The sequence below is a fragment of the Balneola sp. genome (genome assembly GCA_003712055.1).
Classification (GTDB): domain Bacteria; phylum Bacteroidota; class Rhodothermia; order Balneolales; family Balneolaceae; genus RHLJ01.
Map to the genome: position 1 here is coordinate 330,134 of RHLJ01000005.1, position 15,765 is coordinate 345,898.

Genomic DNA, 15,765 nt, shown 5'->3' on the forward strand with positions numbered 1-15,765 from the left:
TCTGCTCTTACGAAGAGTTCAACTAAGGAAGTAAATACGATTAATGGGTGCCCTTAAAGATTTAAATAGCTACTTAAAGAAATACAAGATGACGGTATTTCTTGGTGCCCTATTCCTTACAGCAGCAAACTTCTTTCTGGTTTGGATTCCTGTTCTTATTCGTCGCACTATCGATCAGGTTGAAACACTGTCTAATGACAACTTTGTTGTTCCAGAATCTCTCATTGAAACTTTGTTTACAAGCGAAGTTGGCAAAGTACTGGGATATAATTCATTGTACTTGATCGGTACAGTTGCACTATATGGTTTTTTCCTTTTTCTAACTCGTCAGACCCTGATCGTTACTTCCAGGAAAGTGGAATTCGATATGAGGAATCAGATTTTAGAAAAGCTCATGTCATTGCCACAAAAGTTCTATGAGAAATACTCACAAGGTGAAGTTTATGTTCGTGCATCAGAGGATGTAAACAAAGTGCGTGAGTATTATGGGCCTGTGATCATGTATAGTATCAATACAATTACCAGGGCTGCTTTTGTAATTACAATGATGTACCTGGTTAATAAGGAACTCATGTTATGGGCATTAATTCCACTTCCTCTGCTTTCAATATTTGCATACTGGATTACAGGCTTTATTCATAAGCATTCGATTATCATCCAGGAGCAATACTCTTTGCTGGCTGGTCAAGGGAAGGAAACCTTTTCAAGCATTAGGTTAATCAAAGCCTACAACCGAGAAGAGAATGAGCAGATTAAATTTGAAGAGCTAAGTGAAGACTACAGGAAGAAGAAATTACGCCTCGACCTAATTGAATCACTTTTTCACCCGGGTCTTAATTTTTTGATCGGTATTTCTCTCATTATTGTAATATGGCAGGGTGGCAATATGATTATAGAAGGAAGTCTTACCGTAGGTAATATTGCTGAATTTTTGATTTATGTCGCTTACCTGATTTGGCCCGTTGCAGCGCTTGGCTATACTATGAATCGCTTTCAAAAGTCTTTGGCTTCCTGGTATAGAATTAAAGAAGTACTTGACTACCCATCAGAAAGCAATGAAAAGAAGGGTGAAGAACCAAAAGAAATTAAAGGAGATCTTGAATTCAGGAATGTATCCTTTCGTTATCCCGATGCTCAGGAATTTGCTATAAAAGAGCTAAATCTTACAATTAATGCTGGTCAAAATGTAGCTATTGTTGGTAGAACGGGCTCAGGTAAAACCAGTCTTATTCAATTAATCCCAAGATTATTTGATCCAACTGAGGGTAAAATTTTATTAGATGGTAAAGACATAAAAGAGTATTCGCTCTCTAACCTAAGAAGAGCTGTTGGGTTTGTTCCTCAGGAGACTTTTCTATTTTCGGATACTATTGGTGAGAATATTGCATTTGGAGTTGAGGAAGCGGATCAGAAGTTAATAGAATCGGCTGCAGAAAAAGCTCAAGTAAAGGATAATATTTTGGATTTTGAGAAAAAATTCTCGACTATGCTTGGCGAAAGGGGGATAACCTTATCAGGAGGACAGAAACAAAGGACAGCGATTGCAAGAGCTCTGATAAAAAATCCCCAGATTTTGATCTTTGACGATTCATTAAGTGCTATTGATACAAAAACAGAAGACGCGATTTTAAAACAGTTGGATAAAGAGATGGGAGGAAGAACCACCATCATGATAAGTCATAGAATATCAACAATTAAAGGTGCCGATATAATTTATTACATTGAAGACGGCAGTATTGTGGAGCATGGAACCCATGAAGAACTTTTGGAAAAAGATGGTCATTACAAGACCATGTACACTAAACAATTACTAGAACAAGAATTAGCAGAAATATAATAACCTGGACAGATTGCTTGACAGGCAATACTACAGGATAATGGGAGAATAAAAAAATGATTGTAGTACCATTAGGAATAGCATCAGCAACGCCAACCTCAACCCGCCATTTACCTTCAGTTGCTCTTTGGAGAGAAGGAAGTGTCTATTTATTTGATTGTGGAGAAAATGCTCAAATGGGCATGCTGCAAGCAGGGTTAAAACGATCTAAAATTGATTGCATATTTATATCGCATTTCGATGTAGATCACTATTCAGGATTGATGGGGCTTCTGTCTACGTTGCAACTACAGCGACGAGACCGTGAACTTATCATTGCTGGCCCAAAAGGGATCAAAGAATTCGTTGAGTGGAATTTAAATTTCTCTGGCGTTGAACTCGGTTTCGAAGTGACCTATAACGAGGTTGATGAAGGAGAAGAGGTAACCAGAGTAGTAGATGCAGACGATTTCTATGTAGAAGCTCGACCACTTAAACACAGACGTTTTTGCCTTGGCTACAGATTCCAGGAAAAAGACAAACCTGGTAAAGTAGACGCTGCTAAAGCGGCGCAGTTTGGAATTACTGATGACGAGCAGTTCAAAGAATTAAAGGCAGGAAACAATCTTACACTTGATGACGGCAAAGTGATCGAAGCTTATGAGATTGTAGGACACCCAAGACCGGGAGATAGTTTTGCTTATGTGACTGATACGGAATACTGTCCAAATGCAGTGAAGCTAGCTATGAATACCAATATCCTTTATCATGAGGCAACTTTTGGTAATCAATTAGCCGATAAAGCTAAAGAAACCGGACATTCTACCGCAGCAGATGCTGCCAGAGTAGCTACTGAAGCCCAAACTAAATTATTAGTCATTGGTCATTTCTCAGCACGCTATACTAACCTGCACGTACTATTAAAAGAAGCCAGAGAAGGTTTTTACCCGACCTGGTTGGCAAATGAACTAAGACCTATCTTTACTGATCCTACTCATGAAAGAGGTATTATCACTCCAAAAGTAGAATTGAAGGATCTTACTAAAAATCCTCCAAGACAAAGTGGTGGAGGAGGCTCAAGACATTCAGGAAGACGGGATAGTCGTGATAGTAGAGATCATAGAGGTCAAAGCCGCGGAGGGAAAAACTTCCGATCTAGAAGAGGAGGCGGTGGAAATTACAACCGTGATAATCGAGACAGTCGTGGCGGCGGCGGTTATCGAAGTGGTGGTGGAAATCGATACGGTGGTGGCTCCAATGATCGATACCGAAACGATAGATATGATCGTGGAGGAGATAGCAACAGATCATATGGAAGCAGCTCGTATAATCGTGATCGAAATGATCAGGATAATACACAGCCAAATAAAACGATTACTCCGAGAACTTCATACGACGATTTCGATAGATTCTAAGTACATAAAGTGTGAGTAAGAACAACAAGAAAAAAGCCGTTGACAGAGCACTGATTCGACGGCTTTACTTTTTCGTAAGGCCCTACCGATGGTATGTGTTACTTGCGGTAGTACTTACACTTTCTGCTTCCTTTCTTGGAACTATCCGCCCCAAACTTACCCAGGTAGCCATAGATGATTACATCGCTCTTAACGATTTTGAAGGGCTTTTAAATATCATCCTCTTACTGTTTGGGGCCTTGATTGGAGAGTTCATCCTTCTCATGGCAAATACCTACCTAACCCGGTGGTTTGGACAAGGGACTCTTTATTCACTAAGGAATACCATCTTTAAAAAGATCAAGTCCCTCCATGTCCAATTTTTTGATAAGAACCCAATAGGAAGGCTTATTACTCGAACAACGAGTGATGTCGAAGCGCTTAGTGAACTTCTTTCAGATGGGGTAGTAGCAATTATTGGAGACTTATTCAGAATTATCTTCATTCTTTACTTCATGTTCTCAATGAACTGGGAGTTAAGTATAGTTACTATTGCCGTGCTTCCCGTTTTATTCTATGCAACATTCTGGTTTAAGGAAAAGGTAAGAGTAGCTTTCCTAAAAGTTCGTGATCAGATCGCCAATCTGAACTCTTTTGTCCAGGAACATATAAATGGGATGGATGTAGTTCAGCTATTTAACAGAGAAAAGAAGCAACTCAAAAAGTTCAAGGCTATAAATAACGATCATAAAGAAGCTCATGTCGAAACTATTTTCTATTTCTCCATTTTCTGGCCGATTGTAGAAGTTTTTTCAAGTTTTGCTATGGCTTTAATCGTTTGGTATGGTGGCGGTAGAGCACTGATGGGAGGAGTTAGTTTTGGAGTTTTATTAGCTTTTATACAGTACTCAAGGCAATTCTTTATGCCAATCAGAGGGTTATCTGAGAAATTCAATACACTACAATCAGCTCTAGCTTCATCTGAGCGAATTTTTAATGTACTGGATACTGATACCGAGGTAGTTGAAGCCGACGATCCTCGTAAGATTGAAAACCCCAGAGGGGAGATAGTTTTTGAAAATGTATGGTTCAAGTATAATGAGGGAGAAGATTACGTACTTAAGAATGTCTCTTTCAAAGCAAGTCCCGGAGAAAGCATTGCCATTGTTGGAGCTACAGGGGCAGGGAAAACAACGATTATCAACCTCTTGTTACGGTTCTATGAAATCGAACGTGGTTCTATAAAGCTTGATGGTGTAGATATTCGAGATATATCCTTGAAAGAACTGAGGCAATACTTTTCCTTAGTTCTACAGGATAATGCATTATTTACAGGCTCTATTATAGATAATATTACTCTGGGAGAAGAGTCTATAACTCGGGATCATGTTATTAAAGCTGCACACCAGGTCGAAGCGCATAGGTTTATTGAAAAGTTGCCGGGTACATACGATTTTGAATTAAAAAAACAGGGAACATCACTCTCAATGGGGCAGCGTCAACTCATTTGTTTTGTTAGAGCGATGGTTTTTGATCCTAAAATTTTAATTCTTGATGAAGCCACATCAAGTATAGATTCAGAAACAGAAGCACTTGTTAATGAGGCTAGCATCAGAATGATGGAAGGAAGGACTTCCATTGTTATTGCCCACAGACTTTCTACCATTCAACATGCCGACAAAATTTTGGTGATGCATAAGGGAGAGATTAGGGAAGAGGGAAGTCATGCAGAGCTTATTCTCAGGGAAGGCGGAATTTACAAGAAGCTGTATGAACTCCAGTACAAAGAACAGTTAGTTGAGGGGTAAAACCTCCTTTATGACACTGTATATTTTCTTATAGATACCCGGATATTTACTTTCTTTCGGTCCGCTTACATTAAGAATATCACCATCTAAAGAATTGAGCCATTTTTTGATTTGCTTCAAAGTATTCGATTGATAAGGATCCACTACGAGGAAATTCTTATTCATTTTCTTGGAAGCGTGGATAGAAAGATGAGTTCCTATATCGAACCTCTTGTCAGGAAGAAAGATTATTGTGGCATCTGCGTCACGTACATTCCATATTGTTCGTTGGGAGCACGGAATTTTTGGTGCAGAGCTATCCTTATCTTCAGGGGTTTCTGTAAGGTTAAAGTGCTCAGGTATTTTTCCTTCTTCTGATATTCTTCCGGGAGGGCACCACCCTCCATGTTCAATACCGATATCAATTGCTGCTTGTAGTGCAGCCTGATCTGTACCCGTTTGTCCGCCTGATAATACCCGCTTAATTTTCATTTACTCCTACCTAAAAAAGAACTATATCTATACAAGCCGAAATAAGCTGTTTTAGTAATTATTAGTTCCTCGAAAAAGTGATCCTTTAACTTAAGGAAAAGTAAGTGATCAAAGTAGACATGATTTTTTTTCATCCAATTGGAAAAAAAAGAGAAAGGAGTAGAATCAAAATCCACAACCAACAGATGGCCGCCTTTTTTAAGATGCAGTTGAATAAAATTTAGTTTTTCATCGATGTTACTCATCATGGAAAGCGAATAAGAAGCAAGAATTAGATCAAACTGCTGCTCCTCGAAACTAGTATTCTGGTATTCCTGATTCTTGATGTCTACTTTTTCTTTGGCTTCTTTTTTTATAAGTGAAAGCATTTCCTTCGATTGATCCAGTGCATAGATTTTTGCACCCGGATATTTTTTCAGAAGATGAGGAATATGTTTCCCTGTTCCACATCCAAGGTCAAGAATTACGGGCTTCTCCGGCAGGGTAGGTAAAAGTTCTTTGAGCCTGTTTCTTCCAAATAAAAATGCCCATCTGGTAATATCATAAATAGGAGCGTGAAGCTTGTAATATTCACGTAATGTTTTAGGGATCATTTTAAAGTACCTACATAGGTTCCTGAATATGTTCCGACCCGGTCATTCTTTTGAACCCAATCCTGTTCCACCTGTTCGATATTAATCTGTTCATGGATAAAATCAGGAAGAAAATCAGCATTACGGTGTGCAGTTCTAAAGAGAACCTGACCGTTATTTCTGATCTTCTTTAGAAGAAGCTTCCAGGTATTTGATAACTCGGATTGTTTATCGGTGGTAAGCCAGTCCATGTAATCAAGAAGCACAATGTTATCGAATTGCTGATCAGTAGCAGATAAGAAGTGTTTAATTCCACCTGTTGAGATATGTAGATTTTCAAGTTGCTCTCTGAGTAATTGAAAGTTCTCTTCCTTTAAGTAATCAGGACAGCATGATTTAGTGTAAGCCCCTTCAATGTATACTCTCCAGAAGTAGTTATTAATGGGGTTTTGCTCAACAAAAACATATCGAAGTGAATCCCTCATAAATACATTTAAATCGCCAATAGCTTCAATTTGAGATTTTGGAACTCCTACAAAGCTCAGTATAGCTGGCATTTTCCATAATTTCTTTTCAAGACCATTCCAAAGTTTTCGGTCAATATTCTTAAATAATTCCTCTCTTCTGTCTTTTGAAGGTTCATGAAGTAATTGAATGGAAACGTCTCTTAGCTGCTTTTTTTTGAGAATGTAATTAAGGAATTGAGCAAACATGCCAGCCCCTCCAGAGTAGAAGAACCCTTTACCCTTAGGTGAAAAAGAATGGATATTGGTGTCCCAGAATTTCCTTGATGCAGGAGAGAGCATGTGTTTGATACTCCGGAATGAAGCGTCATACCCGTCCGATTTTCCTTCGCCAAAAAAATTCCAAAATAATTCGTAATCCCCTTTTTTAATTAGGGCAGCTTTTAGTTCAAGAAGCGCAGTTTGCTTTGGGTTAATATCTACACAATGGATAGATGAAGGCTGGTCTAGCAAGTAGTTGAGTACATTACATCCAGCACTGGTAATTGAAAGCAGGTGTGTACTTTTATTAATGCATAGTAGCTTCCGGTCTATATCAGAATCTTCCCAGCAAGTATTATAAAGCAGGAAATTTGAGTGGATATACTTAAACCAAATACTTGAAATAGATAGTGTCATTTACAAAAATCAAAGCTGTACTGATTCTAAAATCTTTTAAATTAAGCCGAATCCGTTTACCAATTAGAATCATTAAACCGAATCGTTATGAGTTCCACAAAAATAGAAGAAGTTCAGAAGAAAATCGGGAAAACAGTTACCGAAGCTACAGATGTAGTTCAAGGAAGGGTTGAACAAACTTTTGATGAAGTAATCGACAGGCTAAAAGACGAAAAGGATCGACTTGAAGTAGAACTGAGACATGAGTACAGAAATGCCAGAAGATATGTTCGTGCTAATCCTGAACGGGGTCTGGGAATTGCGTTGGCTGCGGGGATAGTAATTGGTATTTTATTGGGCAGATCTACTAAATAATTATCATCACCAGAATAACTTATGGCTATTAATAAAGATCATCTAAATGATGATTACGAGCGATTGGACGCGCTCAGGAGGTATCTTTGACTACGATAAGCGTAAAGTCAGGATCATTGAATTAACAGAGCAGACGCAAAACCCTGAATTCTGGAGTGATCCTTCAAAAGCCCAGGCAATAATGAAGGAGCTGGACAACGAGAAAAGTCTTGTTGGTGGATGGGGCGAACTGAACGATTTGAGAGAGAGTATTAATGTGTTTCTCGAATTTCTTGAAATGGGGGAGAGTGTGGAAGACGAGCTGGAAGAAGAGTATTCCAAACTCAAAAAAGGTCTTGAAAACCTTGAGCTAAGGAACATGCTCAAAGGAAGTGACGATCACCGTGATGCAGTTGTAAATTTTAACCCAGGAGCAGGTGGAACAGAAAGTCAGGATTGGGCCGAAATGCTTTACAGGATGTATACCCGTTGGGCCGAGAAAAGTGGTTTTAAGGTTTCAGTAATTGACTATCAGGACGGAGATGTTGCTGGACTAAAAAGTGCCACTGTGGAAGTACAAGGAACTAATGCTTATGGTTTTCTCAAGGCCGAAAGCGGTGTACATCGGTTAGTAAGGGTATCGCCTTTTGATAGCAATGCTCGAAGACATACTTCCTTTTGCTCCGTATTTGTTTCACCACTTATCGATGATACTATAGATGTGAACATCAATGAAAGTGAGATCGAGCTTCAACGATTCCATTCCAGTGGTGCGGGTGGGCAAAACGTGAACAAGGTTGAAACAGGAGTTCGTTTAATTTGGACAGGAAAACTCTCTGATGGAAGCGAACAGCGGGTTGTAGCCGAATGTCAACAGGAACGATCTCAGCTTCAGAACAGAGAAAAGGCTATGATTCTCCTTAAGTCAAGGATTTATGAGCTTGAGAAGGAAATACAGGAAGCTGAAAAAGCTCGTCTTGAAGGATCTAAAGGAAAAAATGAATGGGGTTCTCAGATTAGGAGTTATGTGTTTGACGATCAACGGGTAAAAGATCACCGCACTAATCATGAGACTTCCAATGTGAGTGCTGTCATGGATGGAGACCTCGACGAGTTTATAAAGGCATTTTTGCTTCTGATCTCTACTGAAAAACAAGATTAGATACCAATATGATTAGAGTAGGAGTTACTGGAGGAATTGGTTCTGGTAAAACTACATTATGCAAAATGTGGGAGGATAAAGGAGTTTATGTACTTTACATGGATGATTTTGCTAAACATATAATGGTATCGGATCCTGAGCTAGTATCGTCGATAAAAAATGTATTTGGGTCACAGGCTTATTTTGAGGATGGTAAACTAAACAGAGAATACCTGGCTCATGAAGCATTCCACAAAGGGAGAGTAGAAGAATTAAACGCAATTGTTCATCCTGCGTTATGGAAGGCTTCAGATAAGGTGGCAGATCAAAAAGAGGAAGAAGGAGCGAAGGTTTTCGTAAAAGAAGCAGCAATTCTTCTGAAACACGGAAGACCAAAGAACCTTGATTATGTAGTTCTGGTTTTGTCGGATAAAGAGAGAAGAATAGAAAGAACATTAAAAAGAGATCAAACAACAGAAGAGAAGGTTCAGGATAGGCTCAACAAACAGCCAGATTTTGAGAATTACCAAGATCTGGCAGACTTCATTGTGATGAATAATGGATCTGTTTCAGAGTTAGAGTCAGAAGCAGAAAGGGTACTAGATTTACTTAAATAAACTCGTGAAAAAAAATTTCACGAAAAACTTATTTCTGTCAAAAACATTCTTATATTTATCGAAAAAGCGCTTCCAAAAAAGTTTTTCTTTCTATGAGTTTAAATGAAAATCAACGCTTAGTTACTCTCGAAGAATTCATTATCCAATCTCAAAATCGCTTTCCGGGTGCTACCGGCGAACTCTCACAATTACTCAGGGATATAGCGCTTGCTTCAAAAATAATTTCCAGGGAAGTAAATAAAGCCGGCATCACAAATATTCTTGGGAACGACGGTTCTACTAATGTGCATGGGGAAGACGTGAAGAAGCTGGATACTTTTGCAGATCAGCAGTTGATTTCATCTTTGGAACGCTCAGCCATTACCTGTATGGTTATCTCAGAAGAGAATGATGGTATAGTTAGATTAAGGAGCCAAGGAGGCAAATACATCGTATATCTAGACCCGCTAGATGGTTCCTCAAACATTGATGTAAATGTTTCCATTGGCTCCATTTTTTCCATTTATATGAGAGAGGCTCGTTACGATCCATCAGTAGTAGAAGCAGATGCCCTTCAGCCTGGAACGCGCCAGGTTGCGGCTGGTTATGTACTCTATGGTTCCAGTACAACGTTGGCCTATACTACAGGTCTGGGTGTTTCGTTGTTTACATTGGACCCAAGTATCGGTGAATTTATTTTATCTGATCGTAACATTCGTATTCCCGAGCATGGTACTATTTATAGCATAAATGAAGGAAGCTACAATTCATGGGATCCAGGCTTAAAGAGATATATAAAATATTGCCAGGAAGAACACTCAGAAACTGGACGTCCCTATTCAGCTCGGTATATAGGCTCAATGGTTGCAGACATACATAGAACACTTATCAAAGGAGGTATCTTTATCTATCCACACAGTAAAAGATATCCTGATGGGAAGCTACGCCTTATGTATGAATGCAATCCATTGAGTTTTATCATTGAACAGGCCGGTGGTATGGCTACTAATGGAAAGCATAGAATCCTAGAGATTGAGCCCAGCGCCATACATCAACGAACGCCAATTTTTGTAGGTTCAAAAGAAAATGTATCAAGAGCGATGGATTTTCTTTTTGAATATTCGGAAGAAGAGGCAGTTTAGACACCTTAGTTATTCCAACCATAGATACAATGTCATTCTGAGGCTACTGCCGAAGAATCTAATCGGGTAATGGCTCAGTAAGATCCTTCGCAAGTATGCTCAGGATGACTACTTAGTTTAAAACTACTTCACCAGTACCATTTTCTGAGTACTGATAAGCACATCATCAACTCTTAGTGAATACAGGTATACCCCTGAAGATAGATTCGAAGCGTCAAAACGAAGCGAGTGTGTTTCAGCAGCCATTGCTCGGTTAACCAATGTTTGGACTTCTCTTCCAGTAAGATCGCTAACCGTAAGCTCGACAAAGCCCGGAACTTTTAAATCAAAGCTAAGTGTGGTTGTTGGGTTAAATGGATTTGGATAGTTTTGATGTAGCGTAAAATTGGAGGGCGATTCCAGCTCAGTTTCAGTATTTGTAGTATTAACAGGGAAGGTGAGCTCCCAAATCCTGGTATTGGCACCTACATTAAGCCAGGAGTCATTTCTGTATTCTGCGACATAGACTTTATTTCCAATAATCTCCGCATCAATCGGACTTATGAAATCACTTGCTATTCTGGTTGAAGTCATTTCATAAGTACCATCTACTTCAGTTAGTTCTATATGAAGCAGATCTTCGCCCGGATCATCCATCCAACGAATAAAGAAGTTGTCATCAGAAAAAGCCAAAGTAAAACCATCGTTAGTAAATTCGGCGCCTAAGGCTGATTCCGTATCAAATACTAATCCTAACATGGAGCGATGGGCAGTAAAAGAACTAATGGCGGTATCCTGCTCAAACGCATTCAGAATTGTATCAGTATCGGGATTTCGATACATAACTCCATCAGGTCCGTAATTTAATAAAGGCTCGGTAAAAGTAACTCCTTCTGGCGGTTCTGGGTAATCCGGGTCGTTATAGAAAAACCCAAACTGGTATCCATTTGTTTCTGGTTGAAGCATTATATCAGCATCGGGGTCATAGCCATCAAATTGCATTGGAGTATCATTACCACCCACTCTCCATGGGAAGCCATAATGGTTGCCCTCCTGAATCCAGTTAAACTCACCAGGATCATCTCGTTCTCCGGCATTGTCAGGTCCAAATAGATTCCCATCTTTATCGAAGGCAAGACTGAAGGTATTTCTAATCCCTTCAGCAAAAATATATCCATTTGCATTTAGGCTATCGATATTATCGGGAAGAAAGAGGTCAGTGGCATCAGCAGGAATTCTCAGGATCTTTGCTGTAAGTGAAGTTTCACGCAGTTCAGGATATCTTCCATCCACAGAATGAACCTCGCCGTGATCGGTCCTTGAGCCACTGTTTATGTATAAAGTGGAGTTATCAGCACTGACTACAATACCATTCATAATGTGATCAAAAAAGGTGTTGCTAAGAGGGTAGGGCTCAGTTTCAGCTACTTTTTCCCAGGTAATGGTTGTCCCATCTAAGATCCCTCTCATTATTGTGGCAGTATTAGTGAAATCAATTCCGTCTTTGATATTACCAACTATGTAGAATTTCCCATCATTTGAAATATCAAAACCCTGGACTTCTTGAAGATTATGTGGCTCAGTAAATGAAAGCTGTGATTGCGACCCCGTCTCAATATTAACGCTATAAATATCCCCCCCAATGGTAGAGAAATAAAGAGTTTCGTTGGAAGCATTGTATTTAATTCGAACAGTATTAGCAGGTAAATTTGTTACCGAACGAAGTGTGATTCTATCATCATGAATAGTAGGCTGAGCGAAACTTTGTGATACGAATAGAATAACCGCGACTAAGATAAAAAAGAAGTGTTTCATAAATCTTCTGAGTGAATGGTCGCAGAAAGAAACTCAAATCCATTCACAACTAAAAGAGATAAAATTTCTTACACAACTTTTTAAAATCTGATTTTCATGCCTTCTGTGATTCCATAGGTAAGTGCGTAGCCTCCATTCGTTTCTACCACATAAATAGCAGGAGCTTCAGAGGGAAGGGAAGTTTCTGAAAAAGGGGTAGTATTTTGGTAGATACGAACGATTACGCTGTCGCTGTTTACATACATAATATCCAGAGGAAGGGGGGTATTGGCCATCCAAAAGCTTTGCGGGGTTTCAGAATCAAAAATGAATAACATTCCGGTGTTTTCTGGCATTGAGCGAACATCCATAAGCCCCTGGTTTCGTTCCAGAGGTTCATCTGCTATAGCTATATTCAAGCTTACAATTGCTTCTCCACTTTCATTAATAAAAGTGAGTTCGCTTTCTGGGACGACTACCCGACCCTTGCTAGCTGATTGTTGATTTTCTTTACTCCCAGAATCACAGGAAGTGAATAAGAATACAAAAAGTGATAGTGTGAATATGCTACCTAATTTCAAATGGAACCTCATGGGTATTTCTTCCGGTTTTAAATTCTAATGTGTATTTCCCTTTCTCTAAAAAGGTAAATCCATCTTCGGTTTCTGCTTTAACAAGATTCCAGTTGTATGTATTGAATCCGTAGTTACCAGAAGTCTCTATTGAAGAAACTTCATCTCCGTTCTCATCTCTTACAACAATGCTAACATCCTGATCACTTCTTTTATTACCCAGGAAGTAAATCAGTTCTACATTTGGCATGGATCGTTCTCTCCATTGTGCCGTTTGCATTCCCCAAAATCTGGATTGTCGTATAGATTCAGGTTTGATTGCAGTAATAGATTCATCTAGTCTCTCAGCTACGACATGTAGTGGTTTTACATCCATTACCCAGATACTACGGCCGTGTGTAGCAACTACCAGCTCTAAATCTCTGGGATGAACAATCATATCATAGGAGGCAACATTTGGCATATTTGTGAGATAGTGCCATTCTTTTCCATCATCGAAGCTTACATAGCTTCCAAAATCAAGACCGGCATATAAAATGGAAGGATTAACCGGATCCTGGATAATCACATTGGCTACTTCATTAGGTAAGTTTCCTTTCACTGAAGTCCAGCTCTGCCCGTAATCTGTTGTCTTGTAAAGATAGGTGTCAAATTCATCCCATCGATACCCATTTAAAGAAACATAAGCTGTAGCTTCATCATATCCGGAAGCATGTACTTCACTTATCCATCGCCGTTGAGGAAGATCATCTGAAACCCGATTCCAGCTTGCCCCACCATCCGTAGTTACATGAATCATACCGTCATCGCTACCAGCCCAGATTACATCAAACGAAAGGGGAGATTCAGCAATCGTAGTTAGTGTTGAATAAGGGACATTCCCATTGGGTAAATCATGAGTTAAATCAGGGCTAATAGTCTGCCAGTCTTTTCCTTCATTAAATGAACGATTCAATCGCTGAGAACCGAAATAGATAATGTCTGGATTATGCCAGCTCATATTAACCGGGGTATTCCAGTTATACCGGTATCGTGGTTCTCCTAGTTTATGAATAGGGGTGATTCTCATATTCTCATTATTCTCTAGATCGCGACGGGTATAATTTCCATACTGGAAACCAACATACACTATATCAGGGTTTTCCGGATTTGGAGCCACGTGCATACCATCACCACCACCGATTCTAGTCCAGGGACGTGCCCTGTTTCCTGTAGAGGTAGAAGGGCCTTTAAAAGTTCCATTATCCTGAAGGCCTCCATAAATATTATAAGGCTCTTCCATATCTACATTCACTGTGTAGAATTGACCAACAGCAATTGTGTTATGATGAATGAAATTCTCTCCACCATCATGGCTCTCATACAACCCGCCATCGTTTCCAAGAAGAATATGTTCAGAATCATCTGGATTAATCCATAGCGCATGGTGATCTACGTGAACAGATTGATTTCTTGCTTTCTGCTCCCAGGTTTTTCCTCCATCTGTCGATTTAAGAAAAGGAACACCAAAGGTATAAATTGTTTCCGGGTCGTTAGGATCGACTCTTACTTCTCCAAAATAATAGCCATAAGTAAATACTACTCCATTTAGAGGGTAGCTATTGGCAAGTTCCCAGCTATTACCCCCATCTTCTGATCGGTATATTTCGAGGCCTTTAATGCTGGTATTAAAAAGTGCAGCATTAGCATCTCCAAGGTAATCAGCCAAAGCTCTTGGCTGGTATTTATCCATTTCAATATCTGCTTTTACTGATGCTGCGGTGTATTCAGAAGGAAAGCGATTAGAGCGTAAGTATTGATTGAGGTCTTTATCGTCCAATCGTAAGAAATTTCTTTTGCTCATGTCCAGGAAATCGGTCTGGTTTAACCCTTGGGAAGCATCGCGTTCTGTTTTAGTTTCGAATTGATTATCGAGAAACGCATACAGTATATCAGGGTTAGATTGACTTATATCGATACCCATTCTACCAACATGCTCGCCTGCTGGTAAACCTTCCGTAATCTGATTCCAGCTTTCTCCACCGTCAGTAGATTTATATAAACCTGATGCAATACCACCTTCTTTAAAATTCCAGGCTTTTCTATCTCTTTCCCATGAAGTAGCCCAAAGAATGTCCGGGTTTGTAGGATGTATGATTAGATCAATTACACCTGTACTATCGTTAATAAACAAGGTTCGATTCCATGTTTCTCCTCCATCGGTACTTTTAAATACTCCGCGATCAGGGTTTGAACTATACAATGCTCCCATACTTGCTACCCAAACTGTATTCTCATCAGTAGGGTGACTTATGATCTTTCCAATATGTTGAGAGCCTCTTAATCCTGAAAACTCCCACGTCTCGCCACCGTCTGAGCTTTTATATATTCCTGTTCCCGCATAGGTAGAGCGGCTACTGTTATTTTCTCCGGTTCCAATCCAAAGGATATCTGGATTAGCTGATGAGATATCCATATCGCCTACGCCTAATGCACCATCCTGATGATCAAAAATTGGGGTAAAAGTGTTTCCACTATTAGTAGTTTTAAAAACCCCACCTGATCCGAAGCCTATATAGAATACTCGTGAGTTTTCAGGATGTACTGCTATATCGGTTACTCGTCCACTCATTACTACCGGGCCTACACTTCTCATGGGGTAATCATTGAATATCGAATTAGCCCGGAGTTCGGCACGCTGTTGAACGGAGTTTTCAATTTGCTCTACAGAAGAAGGGGGGACGACTTGTGCAAAGGATAAGGAAACAGCAAGCATAGATAGAATAAGAGCAAAGACGGGAAATTTGATCAAGCGCATAGTTAGTTAGTCATATTCAAAAGTTGAGGGATGATATAAAATGACAACCAAAAGTGTTGAAAAAGATTTTTTGATGCCTTTGTGGGGCATCCCGCACTTCCCTCTATCGTCATCCCATACTTGAGCGGGGTCTGTAAGGAAACCAATCGTTGATCTATGAATGTCTATATAAACGAACCATACTTTACGGATCCTGGGTCTGAGCCCG

At 39.6% G+C, this 15,765-nt stretch carries 13 protein-coding genes; 7 read left to right on the forward strand and 6 right to left on the reverse strand.

All coding sequences use genetic code 11. The features are described 5' to 3' along the window. Positions 1-43 precede the first annotated feature (43 nt). From ED557_13325 to ED557_13335, 3 genes are read left to right on the forward strand one after another with little or no spacing between them, the layout of a single operon-like run. The gene (locus ED557_13325) at positions 44-1,837 is read left to right on the forward strand and encodes an ABC transporter ATP-binding protein (protein RNC80102.1); all 1,794 of its coding nucleotides are present in this window, start codon (positions 44-46) and stop codon (positions 1,835-1,837) included. Positions 1,838-1,893: 56 nt separating this feature from the next. Next, positions 1,894-3,231: a ribonuclease Z gene (gene rnz / locus ED557_13330; GenBank protein ID RNC80103.1), complete on the forward strand. Its 1,338-nt coding sequence runs from the start codon at positions 1,894-1,896 to the stop codon at positions 3,229-3,231. 50 nt (positions 3,232-3,281) lie between these two features. Further along, positions 3,282-5,018 (forward strand): ABC transporter ATP-binding protein, encoded by a 1,737-nt coding sequence (locus tag ED557_13335; GenBank protein ID RNC80143.1) that lies wholly within the window; start codon positions 3,282-3,284, stop codon positions 5,016-5,018. Here ED557_13335 and ED557_13340 read toward each other — a convergent pair. The 3 genes from ED557_13340 to ED557_13350 are packed head-to-tail and all read right to left on the reverse strand — an operon-like array spanning position 5,004 to position 7,203. Beyond that, the gene (locus tag ED557_13340; GenBank protein ID RNC80104.1) at positions 5,004-5,489 is read right to left on the reverse strand and encodes a molybdenum cofactor carrier; all 486 of its coding nucleotides are present in this window, start codon (positions 5,487-5,489) and stop codon (positions 5,004-5,006) included. The two genes, ED557_13335 and ED557_13340, sit on opposite strands and share 15 nt — an antisense overlap. Next, on the reverse strand, positions 5,486-6,082 hold the full coding sequence (locus ED557_13345) for a class I SAM-dependent methyltransferase (protein RNC80105.1): 597 nt from the start codon (positions 6,080-6,082) through the stop codon (positions 5,486-5,488). The genes ED557_13340 and ED557_13345 overlap by 4 nt, the downstream gene beginning before the upstream one ends. Then, the gene (locus ED557_13350; GenBank protein ID RNC80106.1) at positions 6,079-7,203 is read right to left on the reverse strand and encodes a DUF3419 family protein; all 1,125 of its coding nucleotides are present in this window, start codon (positions 7,201-7,203) and stop codon (positions 6,079-6,081) included. Before ED557_13350 ends, ED557_13345 begins: the two co-directional genes overlap by 4 nt. An 87-nt stretch (positions 7,204-7,290) precedes the next feature. On the opposite strand from ED557_13350, the gene ED557_13355 reads away from it, so the two are divergent. The 4 genes from ED557_13355 (at position 7,291) to ED557_13370 (ending at position 10,415) form a co-directional block, all read left to right on the forward strand. Continuing rightward, positions 7,291-7,557, forward strand: a complete 267-nt coding sequence (locus tag ED557_13355) for a DUF883 family protein (GenBank protein ID RNC80107.1) — start codon at positions 7,291-7,293, stop codon at positions 7,555-7,557. 21 nt (positions 7,558-7,578) lie between these two features. Further along, positions 7,579-8,698, forward strand: a protein-coding gene (locus tag ED557_13360) for a peptide chain release factor 2 (protein ID RNC80108.1) whose coding sequence is annotated in 2 segments (ribosomal slippage) — positions 7,579-7,644 and positions 7,646-8,698 — 1,119 coding nt in all. Because the reading frame shifts where the segments join, the coding sequence is not laid out codon by codon here. Between the two features lie 8 nt (positions 8,699-8,706). Continuing rightward, entirely contained in the window at positions 8,707-9,294 is a 588-nt protein-coding gene (locus tag ED557_13365) for a dephospho-CoA kinase (protein ID RNC80109.1), read from the forward strand. A 92-nt stretch (positions 9,295-9,386) separates the two neighbouring features. Beyond that, a complete protein-coding gene (locus ED557_13370) occupies positions 9,387-10,415 on the forward strand; it encodes a class 1 fructose-bisphosphatase (protein ID RNC80110.1) in 1,029 nt (342 codons plus the stop codon). A gap of 123 nt (positions 10,416-10,538) precedes the next feature. Here ED557_13370 and ED557_13375 read toward each other — a convergent pair whose 3' ends face one another. The 3 genes from ED557_13375 to ED557_13385 form a co-directional block, all read right to left on the reverse strand. Then, the gene (locus tag ED557_13375) at positions 10,539-12,209 is read right to left on the reverse strand and encodes a T9SS C-terminal target domain-containing protein (protein ID RNC80111.1); all 1,671 of its coding nucleotides are present in this window, start codon (positions 12,207-12,209) and stop codon (positions 10,539-10,541) included. An 80-nt stretch (positions 12,210-12,289) separates the two neighbouring features. After that, positions 12,290-12,781: a DUF192 domain-containing protein gene (locus ED557_13380; GenBank protein RNC80112.1), complete on the reverse strand. Its 492-nt coding sequence runs from the start codon at positions 12,779-12,781 to the stop codon at positions 12,290-12,292. Continuing rightward, positions 12,756-15,557, reverse strand: coding sequence for a glycosyl hydrolase (locus ED557_13385; protein RNC80113.1), 2,802 nt, complete (start codon positions 15,555-15,557; stop codon positions 12,756-12,758). Before ED557_13385 ends, ED557_13380 begins: the two co-directional genes overlap by 26 nt. Positions 15,558-15,765 lie beyond the last annotated feature (208 nt).

What these genes read in the sequence shown, in the direction of transcription:
- ED557_13325 (RNC80102.1), top strand. Translation starts at nt 44, where the DNA reads ATGGGTGCCCTTAAAGATTTAAATAGCTACTTAAAGAAATACAAGATG.
- rnz (RNC80103.1), top strand. Translation starts at nt 1,894, where the DNA reads ATGATTGTAGTACCATTAGGAATAGCATCAGCAACGCCAACCTCAACC.
- ED557_13340 (RNC80104.1), bottom strand. Translation starts at nt 5,489, where the DNA reads ATGAAAATTAAGCGGGTATTATCAGGCGGACAAACGGGTACAGATCAG.
- ED557_13345 (RNC80105.1), bottom strand. Translation starts at nt 6,082, where the DNA reads ATGATCCCTAAAACATTACGTGAATATTACAAGCTTCACGCTCCTATT.
- ED557_13350 (RNC80106.1), bottom strand. Translation starts at nt 7,203, where the DNA reads ATGACACTATCTATTTCAAGTATTTGGTTTAAGTATATCCACTCAAAT.
- ED557_13355 (RNC80107.1), top strand. Translation starts at nt 7,291, where the DNA reads ATGAGTTCCACAAAAATAGAAGAAGTTCAGAAGAAAATCGGGAAAACA.
- ED557_13365 (RNC80109.1), top strand. Translation starts at nt 8,707, where the DNA reads ATGATTAGAGTAGGAGTTACTGGAGGAATTGGTTCTGGTAAAACTACA.
- ED557_13370 (RNC80110.1), top strand. Translation starts at nt 9,387, where the DNA reads ATGAGTTTAAATGAAAATCAACGCTTAGTTACTCTCGAAGAATTCATT.
- ED557_13375 (RNC80111.1), bottom strand. Translation starts at nt 12,209, where the DNA reads ATGAAACACTTCTTTTTTATCTTAGTCGCGGTTATTCTATTCGTATCA.
- ED557_13380 (RNC80112.1), bottom strand. Translation starts at nt 12,781, where the DNA reads ATGAGGTTCCATTTGAAATTAGGTAGCATATTCACACTATCACTTTTT.
- ED557_13385 (RNC80113.1), bottom strand. Translation starts at nt 15,557, where the DNA reads ATGCGCTTGATCAAATTTCCCGTCTTTGCTCTTATTCTATCTATGCTT.